The sequence below is a fragment of the Zongyangia sp. genome, from assembly GCF_965361945.1.
Genome location: NZ_CBDTOK010000036.1, coordinates 1 through 10,520, shown reverse-complemented (window position 1 = coordinate 10,520; position 10,520 = coordinate 1). Strand labels below are relative to the sequence as shown.

Genomic DNA, 10,520 nt, shown 5'->3' with positions numbered 1-10,520 from the left:
ACTATCCAATTTGGATTCCTGGGTAACGATCAGACCACCAAAGAAGCTTCCTCCCCGACGTCCTGTGGGTATCCGATTGATTCTCTCCTCGGACGAACAGCCTGCAAGCGGTAGAGGAGCATTGTTTCCGGTGTTATATCCAACTATCGCACCTCGTAAACAAAAAATGAACGAGGGCAAAAGCAATTGATAATCTTTGGGAAAAATAGTATGATAGAAAAGAAATGCGAGCTTTGCCCGTAAATCCAGTTGGAGGAGATAGAAAAGATGGAGCAGACCTTGAAAAGGACGAAACTCCTAGACCGAGTGTTTTTTAACGCCGTACGCGATGAAAAGTTTAAATCAAACCGTATTTCTGTCAATCTAATCACCACCCTTCATCATGAAACCGCGGCCCAGAACGCTATCGTACCGTTTATTCTGCGCAAAGGTTATGCAGGCTGTCCTGATTTTACCGAACTAAATCGACGGTTGGCCTCTCTCTATGGAGCGGCGTTGGATGCTGATGTGCGAAAAGTCGGCGACGATCAAATCATTAACCTGTCCGTCCAGAGCTTGGACGATCGCTTTACTATGGAGAACGAGCAGATTATCAAAGCGTGTTGTGAACTGCTTTGTGGTCTCTTGCTGGAGCCTAAATTGGTGGATGGCCATTTCGATCCTACAGATGTCGAGCTGGAAAAGAAATATTTGATTGCATCTATCCAGGCGGAAATTAACGAAAAACGAAGCTATGCCATTAACCGTTGTACCCAGATTATGTTTGCTGGAGAACCGGCTGGTGTGGGACGTTATGGCAGTGAGGAAATGGCTGAAAAAATAACGCCAGAAACCGCATATGCAGCCTATCAGCGCTTGATCGAAACAGCACAGGTAGAGATACTTTTCTGTGGCGCAGGAGACCCTGCTGTAGCGGAAAGCATCTTTTCTCATGCTTTTTCAAAGATCCAGCGTGGAGGAACTGCCCTGCCAGAGATGCGGGTAAAAGCAAGCGGGGGAGAGGTCAAACAAGTTACAGATCAATTGGATGTAACCCAAGCGAAGATGGTGTTAGGCTTTACTACCGGTATCAGTGGCGACCAAAGAAAGCTTGCTGCCGCAAGGCTGATGGTGGCAATTTATGGTGGGACTCCTTTTTCACGTTTGTTTCTCAACGTCAGGGAAAAGCTAAGCCTTTGTTATTACTGCGCTGCCCGGTTTGATAGAGCCAAGGGTACTGTGATGGTTGATTGCGGAATTGAAGATCAGAATAGGCAAAAAGCATATGACGAGATCTTAAAGCAGTTAGACATTATGAAGAGAGACGAATACACCCAAGAAGAATTTGACGCTGCGAAATTGAGTCTGCGCAATTCCTTTGACCATATTGGGGATTCCTTGGCAGGAATTGAAGGATGGTATCTGGGCCAAATTATCACAGGAGAATACCGCTCTCCCCAAGAGGAAGCTGATATGATTGATAAGGTAACCCGGGAGGAAGTGGTTGAAGCGGCAAGCCAGGTGCAGCTTGATACTGTTTATTACCTTACTGGAAGGGGAGGCGAAGACCATGAATAGGGAGATTATCAAAAACGAACGTCTGGGTGAGTCCTATACAAAAATTCAGCATAAAAGTGGTTTGACCCTGCTTTTGTATCCGTTGCAAGGTTATTCCAGTGCCTACGCCTTATTTGGGACCAATTTTGGCTCCATCAATAACACCTTTAAAACTGCACCGGATGCTCCTTTTACTACTGTACCGGCAGGTGTTGCCCACTTTTTGGAGCATAAAATGTTTGAGAAAGAGGACGGGGATGCCTTTGCAAAATATGCGAAGACGGGTGCATCCGCCAATGCATTTACCTCTTTTGATAAAACTTGCTATCTTTTCTCTTGCACTCAGAATTTTAAACCTTCTCTGGAAATCCTTTTGGATCTGGTAACCCGTCCCTATTTCACCAAGGAATCAGTAGAGAAAGAGCAGGGTATTATTGGTCAGGAGATCAAAATGTATGACGATAGCCCCGACTGGCGGGTGCTATTTAATATGCTGGAAAGCTTGTATCAAAATCATCCAGTCAAGATTGACATTGCGGGAACGGTGGAATCTATTGCTGAAATTACAGCAGATACCCTTTATAGCTGCTACAATACCTTCTATAACCTGCGCAACATGGTGCTTGCTATTGCAGGCAACTTTGATATCGATACTGTATTAGAATGCTGCGATAGAATGCTTCCTACAGCTCCAGAAATCCAGATTGAAAATGCACCGGTGATAGAACCGAAGGAGATCCTGTCCAAACGGCATGTACAAAAATTGGACGTAGCAACGCCTTTGTTTAGTATCGGATTCAAGGAAACTCCAGATGACAAAGCGGGCTTTATGAAAGGCGATCTACTCAACGAAGTGATCTTGGATGTGGTTGCGGGAGAAAGCTCACAAACATACAGAGAGCTTTATGATGCGGGTCTGATTAACCAGACATTTGGAACAGAAGTTTTTTCTGGAGAAGGGTATCTCTGCTCCATCTTTTCCGGCGAATCGGAAAATCCCGATGAAGTATATAGAAGACTTTGCGAAAGTATTGCGGAGATGAAGAAAACAGGACTCCCCAAGGAGGAGTTTGAGCGCAGTAAGCGCTGTGTTTATGGCCGCTATGTCCGGGCTTTTGAAAGTGTAGAAATCCTCAGTTCTGCAATGGTTACGGCCCATTTTGGTGGTTGTGGCATCTATGATATTGTAGAAATGGTTGCCAATATGACTTATGAAGAAGCAAATGAGCGCTTTATGAACATGCTGTGTGAATCATATGGCACAGTTTCTATTGTGAATACGACCGGGAATTAGCGTATTGATCGTGAAAGAGGATTCATTTTCAGTTTTATAAGAGACGCGCGGGAAGATTCCCGCGCTGGGAAAGGAGCTGTACATATGCAGCAGATGGTGGATTTTCCAGGGCTTGGACTGCATTTTTCTTTTAATAACGTAGCTTTTCAGATCGGGAATTTTTCTATTTACTGGTACGGTATCATTATTGCCGCCGGATTTTTATTGGCTGTTTTATACGCATCCTATCGATGCAAAAAGTTTGGTTTAGATTTGGACAGGCTTATTGACGTTGTTATTATCGGCCTCATTGGTGGCGTAATATGCGCAAGACTTTATTACGTCGTATTTTCCTGGGATATTTATAAAGATGACCTACTTAGCATTTTTAAGACTTGGGAAGGCGGTATGGGTATCTATGGTGGCCTCATTGGCGCAGTGATTTTCGGCGCTATCGCCTGCAAAATACGTGGAGTAAAGCTGCTGCCTACTCTTGACCTGGTGTCTCTCGGATTTCTCATCGGCCAGGGCATTGGACGTTGGGGTAACTTTGTCAATGTTGAGGCTTTTGGCTGCAATACCACCTTACCCTGGGGAATGACCAGCCCTACCATAGAAAACTACCTGACACAACATTTGGACCAATTGACCGCACAAGGGATGCAGATCGATCCTACCGGCATGGTTCATCCCTGCTTTTTATACGAATCCCTTTGGTGTATTTTAGGTTTTGTTTTGCTCCATTTTTATGTCAAGCATCGCCGGTTTGATGGAGAAATATTCCTGTTCTACAGTATGTGGTATGGAGCAGGACGCTTTGTCATCGAGGGACTGCGGACAGATAGTCTGATGTTAGGGCGCATTCGTATTTCCCAGCTGTTAGCCGCGCTTTTTGTATTGGCTGCGCTGGCTATATGGATTTATACTTGCTATCGTCTGAGAAAGTCTGGGATCGATAGCCAAGAGACGCTTTATGTCAATACTTCAGAGTCTCAATATATTTTGGCTCATGGCTATAAAGCATATAAAAAACTGGTGAAGAAGGCAGGTACTAACGACGCATCAATTGGCATCATCCTATCAGAAGAAAATAGCGCCTCTAAAGATGATAGCCAAGAGGTCGAAGCGGATAAATCCGAAGAAATAGTAGAAGAAGAGAAAGAACAAGACAAACATGAGGAGGAAGAAACTGATGGCGAATAGTGCTGTAATTATTGATGGGAAGGCGGTCTCTCAGCAGACTCGGGAGAAGATTGCAGTCGAGACAAAAGAACTGAAAGAAAAGACAGGGATTACCCCAGGATTGGCGGTAGTGATTGTAGGAGATGATCCTGCTTCCAGAGTTTATGTCAACAATAAAAAGAAAGCATGCGCGGAGGTAGGTTTCTATTCGGAAGAACACGCGCTTTCCGCTGAAACTACCCAAGAGGAACTGGTAAAGCTTGTGAAAGAACTCAACAGCCGTGAGGAGATTGATGGGATTCTGGTCCAGCTACCTTTGCCAAAGCACATCGATGAAAAGGCGGTCATTGAAGCTATTTCTCCTAAAAAGGATGTGGATGCTTTCCATGAACAGAATGTGGGAAAAATTATGATCGGCAACTACAGCTTTTTGCCATGCACTCCTGCCGGAATTGTAGAGCTGATCGATTCCATCGGTGTGGATGTGACAGGAAAGGAATGTGTGGTCATTGGACGTTCCAACATTGTTGGAAAGCCAATGGCAATGCTGATGCTTCATAAGAATGCTACCGTCACCATCTGCCATTCCCGGACGAAGAACCTGCCTGAGGTCTGCCGCAGGGCGGATATTTTGATTGCAGCAGTCGGAATCGCCAAATTTGTCAAGGCAGATATGGTAAAGCCTGGAGCTATTGTCATTGATGTGGGCATGGATCGAGATGAGAACGGGAAACTTTGTGGTGATGTGGATTTTGAAAATGTAAAGGAAGTCGCTGGATATTTAACTCCTGTTCCGGGCGGCGTAGGACCGATGACCATCTCTATGCTGATGAAAAATACGCTGACGGCGGCAAAAGAACGTGCTGCACGCAAATAAATTAGCGGGAAGCGGAGGAGACAAATCTGGTTTCCGGCATCTGCTGGTACGGAAAAAGAAAATCGCTCTGAAGGCTACAAAAACGATGGATGAGAATGAAAAATGCTTGACTTATTGCCAGGAGTTTGGTATGATATGTAATGCCGCATACTCTGGGCACAAAGTGGGCTTATCCCCGCCTTAGTAGTAGCGAGACTAAAGAAAGAGGATACATCTATGTACGCAATTATCGAGACTGGTGGAAAACAGTATCGCGTCAGTGAGGGTGATGTTGTTTTCATCGAAAAGCTGCAGGCTGACGTCGACGCAGTAGTTGAGTTTGACAAAGTTTGTGCTGTTGGAAAAGACGACGGTATCGTAGTAGGTACCCCCACTGTGGAAGGTGCAAAAGTAACTGCAAAAGTCCTGAAAAACGGCAAGGGCAAGAAGGTTACAGTACTTACCTATCGTCCTAAAAAGGATTCCAAGCGCAAAATGGGTCATAGACAGCCCTATACCAAAGTTGAGATTCAGTCTATTAACGCATAAGAATGGTAACTGCAAAGTTTACCCAAAAGGATGGAAAACTTGTTGCGTTTGATGTCTCTGGACATGCTGGCTTTGCCAACGCAGGGGAAGACATCGTTTGCGCTGGAGTTTCCTCCGCTCTACAACTGACGGCTAATGGCATTACGGAAGTCGTAGGTGCTAAAGCGCAGGTCAAGGTAGAAGAAAATTGGATTTCACTGAAACTCATGGTTTCTGATCAGCGGGCTGAGGACTTTATGAGAGCTTTTTTGCTTCAGCTCAACCTGCTATCGGAAGCATATCCAAACACAATTTCAGTCAATGTTTCGGAGGTGTAATGCAATGCTGAAGATTAGCCTGCAATTTTTTGCTCATAAAAAAGGTGTTGGTTCCACAAAGAACGGCCGTGATTCCGAGTCCAAAAGACTGGGTGTAAAACGTGGTGACGGTCAGTTTGTTCTGGCAGGAAACATTTTGGTTCGCCAGAGAGGTACCCATATCCATGCTGGTGAAAACGTTGGCCGCGGCAGTGATGATACACTGTTTGCAACCGTAAGCGGCAAGGTTAAATTTGAGCGCCTGGGCCGCGACCGTAAAAAGGTCAGCGTCTATCCCGTAGAGGCATAAGTTCACAGCAACAGATGCAAAAATCCCGGGCTTTTGTCCGGGATTTTTTATTATAACTCGAATGAAAATAGAAAGCTTTCTTTTTTATTCTATACTTGTATGTCCATCTGGCTGGGTGGTACAATAAATCTAGAGCTTCTCTTGCTGTTTTGGCCGCGCACAAAATGGCAAGAATGCCTTTGCGCGGAGAAATGGCAGTGGAGAGCAATGTTTATCGACAAAGTAAAAATCAAGGTTAAGGCAGGAAATGGAGGAAACGGTGCGGTTTCTTTCCATAGGGAAAAGTATGTGGCAGCCGGTGGACCTGATGGCGGTGACGGAGGTCGAGGCGGTGATATTGTTTTTCAAGCGGATACGAATCTTTCCACGCTAGTGGATTTTAAGTATCGTAAGAACTATGTAGCGCCCAATGGTGAGCCTGGATCAAAGAAGCGGTGTACAGGGAAAAGCGCCGAACCCTTGGTTATTAAGGTACCTTTGGGTACAGTAATCAAAGAAGCAAACTCGGGACGCATCATGGCGGATCTATCCACCAAAGAACCAGTTGTCGTCGCCAAAGGAGGAAAAGGCGGTTGGGGAAATCAACATTTTGCGACCCCCACCCGACAAATCCCTCGCTTTTCAAAACCTGGCATGCCGGGAGAATGCTTTGAGTTGACACTGGAACTCAAGCTTCTGGCAGATGTCGGATTGGTAGGATTTCCAAATGTGGGAAAATCATCTCTGATTTCGGTGGTCAGTGAGGCAAAACCCCAAATTGCCAATTATCATTTTACGACGCTGACACCAGTTTTAGGTGTTGTGCGGGTTGATGAAGAAAAGTCCTTTGTTATGGCAGATATTCCAGGCCTGATTGAAGGGGCCAGCGAGGGAATAGGGCTGGGGCACGAGTTCCTACGTCATGTAGAACGTTGCAGGCTCATTGTCCATTTAGTGGATGTTTCGGGTATTGAGGGAAGAGATCCCATCGAAGACTTTGAAAAGATTAACCAAGAGCTTAAAAATTTTGATGAAGAACTTGCAAAACGCCCACAAATAGTGGCCGCCAATAAATGCGATTTGGCTAACGAGGAACAGATTGCGGCTTTTCGCCAGTATATAGAGAAAAAACAAATTCCCTTTTTCCCAATTTCTGCGGCTACCCGCACTGGCGTGGATGCGCTGATAAATGAGGTGGCTGCGCAGTTGGATCAACTGCCTCCAATTCTTCGCTACGAGCCAGAACCGCTTCCGGTGGAAATTTTTGCACCCACTGGACGGGACAAGTTCGAAGTCCGCAAACGCGAGGGAATTTTTGAGGTGGAAGCTGAGTGGCTGATTCCGATTTTGTCCACAGTAAATATGGACGATTATGAGTCCCTCCAATATTTCCAGAGGGTTCTGAGAGAAAGCGGTATCATCGATAAGTTGGAGGAAATGGGAGTACAAGAGGGAGACACTGTAAGTATCTATGATCTGGAATTTGATTATGTCCGTTAGAAGCGAAAAGGAGAATGCTTACGTTAGACTTATTATCGACACCAATGAATCCGAAACAGTTAGGCCCCATTAGTTTAGCATTTGTAGGAGACGCTGTTTATGAACTTATGGTACGAGAACAGCTGTTGCAGAGAACTCCTAATGCGCCGGTTTATAAATTGCATAAAATGTCCGTTTCTAGGGTACGGGCATCGGCGCAGTCATTGGGATATGAGCTGATTGAGCCCATATTGAGTGAAGAAGAGCTTTCTATCCTGAAGCGGGGAAGAAATAGTCATTCTTCTACCGTACCGAAAAACGCGGATCCTTGTGAATATAGAAGGGCTACTGGAGTAGAAGCCCTGTTTGGCTATTTGTACCTCAAGGGAGAACTGGATCGTATTAGACAGCTTTTTGACATCATATCATCTGGATTAGATGCTCAGACGGAGAAAGACAGAAACACGGCAGATAACCAATAAAAAGTTTTGGGCCCGATAAGGAGACTTTCTCATGCATGCGATCTTAAATAGTGGCAATAAAAAGATACATCTCTTGCTTGACGTCTGTAGTGACATAATCGGGACCTTTTTATATGCAATTGCTGTCCATATTTTTACAGCTCCCAATGAGATCGCACCGGGCGGTGTAACCGGACTTGCAACCGTAATTAGCTATTTGACGGGTTTACCTATCGGAGCTTTATCATTTTTGATCAACGTTCCTTTACTTCTGCTGGGATTTCGTTTTATCGGAAGGCGATTTACCTTGCGCACATTGATCACTGTGGGGCTTTCTACCTTGATGATCGATGTTGTTACTAGAGGTATGCCAGTTTTTACCGGAGACATGGTAATGGCCTCCCTGGCAGGCGGCGTTATTTTAGGTATTGGTCTCGGCATCATTTTTATGCGGGGATCTACCACTGGTGGCACCGATATTGTAGCTCGACTGTTGCAAAGAAGATGGCCTCATATGCAGATGGGAAGATTAATGCTATTGATCGATTGTGTGGTGCTTTTGATTGCAGCAGCTGTCTATGGGAGTATGGAGTCAGCTCTTTATGGTGCGGTGTGCATTTTCTCTAGTTCAGTAATGATTGATGTTGTACTTTATGGGATGGATCGGGGCAAAATGGTCATGGTGGTGTCCGATATACCGGATCAGGTGGCACAAACTATCCTGGAAGGCCTCGACCGCGGTGTAACACTGTTAGCAGGAGAGGGCGCATATACAGGGGATCCAAAGAAGATCATCATGTGCGCTGTCCGTCCAAATCAGTTTTATAGGCTTAAACAAATCACGTTGGAAAGCGACCCTAACGCATTTATTATCGCGCTGGATACTTCAGAAGTATTTGGTGAAGGCTTTAAAGTGGAGAAAAAGCGTTTGTAAGTGAGAACTCTAATGAAGCAAAAGAGGCAAGCTATATTGAAATGATAGCTTGCCTCTTTTGCTTTTAGTGAGAGCCATGTTCCCGCCGCATTTCAAAATTTTAAACTTTACAACTGAACACCTCTGTTTTACAATGGAGAAAAATGGGAAAGGAAAGCTGGCATGAAAAAATTCGTTCTAGTTCCCGACTCTTTTAAGGGCACAATGACTTCTACAGAAATATGTGAACTGATGGAAAGGGCAATCCGCAGGCACTTCCCAGAGGCGCAGATCATATCCATTCCGGTGGCCGACGGAGGAGAGGGAAGTGTCGATTGCTTTCTGGCGGCTATGGGAGGAGAAAAAATCTCGATCAATGTCAAAGGACCTTATTTTAAGGAGATGACCGGATTTTACGGAAAGATAGGGAAGGATACTGCGGTTATTGAAATGGCAGCGTGTGCCGGCCTGCCCTTAGTAGGAGATCGCAAAAATCCAGCGAAAACTACTACTTACGGAGTGGGACAACTTCTTTGTCATGCCGTACAGCGCGGCTGCAGAAAAATTATTGTAGGCCTTGGCGGAAGCGCTACCAATGACGGGGGATGCGGGGCTGCAGCAGCCGCAGGGGTACGTTTTTATAACAAAGAAGGAGTTTCATTTGTGCCCGTAGGCGAGACACTGGGAGACATTGCCCACATTGATATTTCCGCAGCTAAAAAACTCTTTTCTGGAGTAGAAATCGTTACCATGTGCGACATTGATAATCCTCTCTGTGGAACTACAGGTGCTGCGGCAGTTTTTGGTCCACAAAAGGGGGCGGATACAGAAATGGTCTTCCGTCTTGATCTGGGACTCGCCCATCTTGGAAAAATCATTTTGCGGGACCTGGGAAAAGATATTGTAGAATTACCTGGAGCAGGAGCAGCGGGCGGCATGGGTGGAGGCATGGCAGCCTTTTTTGATGCACGGCTTCAAATGGGAATTGATACGGTTCTTGATACTGTGAATTTTGACCGTCAGGCATCTGGAGCAGATTTGATTCTCACTGGTGAGGGCAAAATTGATGGGCAAAGCCTGCGAGGCAAAGTAGTGATAGGTACTGCCAAACGAGCGCAAACCTTAGGCATCCCACTTGTGGCAATTGTGGGGGATATTGGAGATAATTTAGAAGAAGTCTACACTCAAGGGGTATCTGGAATTTTTAGCATCAACCGAATTGCAGCCCCTTTTGAGAAGCTTAAAGAAAGAAGCAGAGAAGATCTTTATTTAACGGTAGATAACCTTATGGGCTTTTTGGTCCAGATGGAGGAGAAACGATGAACTCTACAGGATATTGTGGTCTTCAATGTAATGAATGTCCGCTTTATATTGCATTTCACACAGGAGATAAGGCGCTGATGGAGAGAACTGCCCGAGAATATTCAACAGTGGACTGCGTTTTTGAGAAAGAGGAGATGAGATGTGGAGGGTGTCAATCCGATATCGTTCCTGAAAAGATGTGCGCCGGGTGCGAGATGCGCAACTGCGCGCGTAGACGTCACGTCAAGGCTTGTACTTCCTGTAATGATTACCCCTGTAAGTTTACAGACCAATATGGTGTATCAGAAAAAACAGAATAGGGATCGGGCCTAAAAACACAGAAGGGGGTGGTTCTCTGAGCGCGCCATCCTTTTTTTTTGTTTT

Annotated in this window: 12 protein-coding genes; all 12 read left to right on the top strand. The window is 45.4% G+C overall.

What is annotated here, in order from left to right:
- Positions 1-267: 267 nt before the first annotated feature.
- The 12 genes from yfmF to ACZ25G_RS02060 all read left to right on the top strand — a co-directional run bounded on the left by yfmF (position 268) and on the right by ACZ25G_RS02060 (position 10,456).
- On the top strand, positions 268-1,557 hold the full coding sequence (gene yfmF, locus ACZ25G_RS02115) for an EF-P 5-aminopentanol modification-associated protein YfmF (protein ID WP_463681379.1): 1,290 nt from the start codon (positions 268-270) through the stop codon (positions 1,555-1,557).
- On the top strand, positions 1,484-2,830 hold the full coding sequence (gene yfmH / locus ACZ25G_RS02110; protein WP_463681378.1) for an EF-P 5-aminopentanol modification-associated protein YfmH: 1,347 nt from the start codon (positions 1,484-1,486) through the stop codon (positions 2,828-2,830). Before yfmF ends, yfmH begins: the two co-directional genes overlap by 74 nt.
- Positions 2,831-2,914: 84 nt before the next feature.
- Entirely contained in the window at positions 2,915-4,012 is a 1,098-nt protein-coding gene (gene lgt, locus ACZ25G_RS02105) for a prolipoprotein diacylglyceryl transferase (RefSeq protein WP_463681377.1), read from the top strand.
- Complete coding sequence (gene folD, locus ACZ25G_RS02100) at positions 4,002-4,868, top strand: bifunctional methylenetetrahydrofolate dehydrogenase/methenyltetrahydrofolate cyclohydrolase FolD (RefSeq protein ID WP_463681376.1); 867 nt, start codon at positions 4,002-4,004, stop codon at positions 4,866-4,868. Before lgt ends, folD begins: the two co-directional genes overlap by 11 nt.
- A gap of 216 nt (positions 4,869-5,084) precedes the next feature.
- On the top strand, positions 5,085-5,396 hold the full coding sequence (gene rplU, locus ACZ25G_RS02095) for a 50S ribosomal protein L21 (RefSeq protein WP_191482258.1): 312 nt from the start codon (positions 5,085-5,087) through the stop codon (positions 5,394-5,396).
- A 2-nt stretch (positions 5,397-5,398) separates the two neighbouring features.
- Positions 5,399-5,713 carry a ribosomal-processing cysteine protease Prp gene (locus ACZ25G_RS02090; RefSeq protein ID WP_463681375.1) on the top strand — a complete coding sequence of 105 codons (315 nt, stop codon included), beginning with the start codon at positions 5,399-5,401 and terminating at the stop codon, positions 5,711-5,713.
- A 4-nt stretch (positions 5,714-5,717) separates the two neighbouring features.
- Complete coding sequence (gene rpmA, locus ACZ25G_RS02085; RefSeq protein WP_191482260.1) at positions 5,718-6,002, top strand: 50S ribosomal protein L27; 285 nt, start codon at positions 5,718-5,720, stop codon at positions 6,000-6,002.
- Positions 6,003-6,209: 207 nt separating this feature from the next.
- On the top strand, positions 6,210-7,481 hold the full coding sequence (gene obgE, locus ACZ25G_RS02080) for a GTPase ObgE (protein ID WP_463681380.1): 1,272 nt from the start codon (positions 6,210-6,212) through the stop codon (positions 7,479-7,481).
- A 44-nt stretch (positions 7,482-7,525) separates the two neighbouring features.
- Positions 7,526-7,942: a Mini-ribonuclease 3 gene (locus ACZ25G_RS02075; protein WP_463681374.1), complete on the top strand. Its 417-nt coding sequence runs from the start codon at positions 7,526-7,528 to the stop codon at positions 7,940-7,942.
- A gap of 31 nt (positions 7,943-7,973) precedes the next feature.
- Positions 7,974-8,855, top strand: coding sequence for a YitT family protein (locus ACZ25G_RS02070; protein WP_463681373.1), 882 nt, complete (start codon positions 7,974-7,976; stop codon positions 8,853-8,855).
- A gap of 162 nt (positions 8,856-9,017) precedes the next feature.
- Positions 9,018-10,157 (top strand): glycerate kinase family protein, encoded by a 1,140-nt coding sequence (locus ACZ25G_RS02065; protein WP_463681372.1) that lies wholly within the window; start codon positions 9,018-9,020, stop codon positions 10,155-10,157.
- Entirely contained in the window at positions 10,154-10,456 is a 303-nt protein-coding gene (locus tag ACZ25G_RS02060) for a DUF3795 domain-containing protein (protein WP_463681371.1), read from the top strand. Before ACZ25G_RS02065 ends, ACZ25G_RS02060 begins: the two co-directional genes overlap by 4 nt.
- Positions 10,457-10,520: the final 64 nt, after the last annotated feature.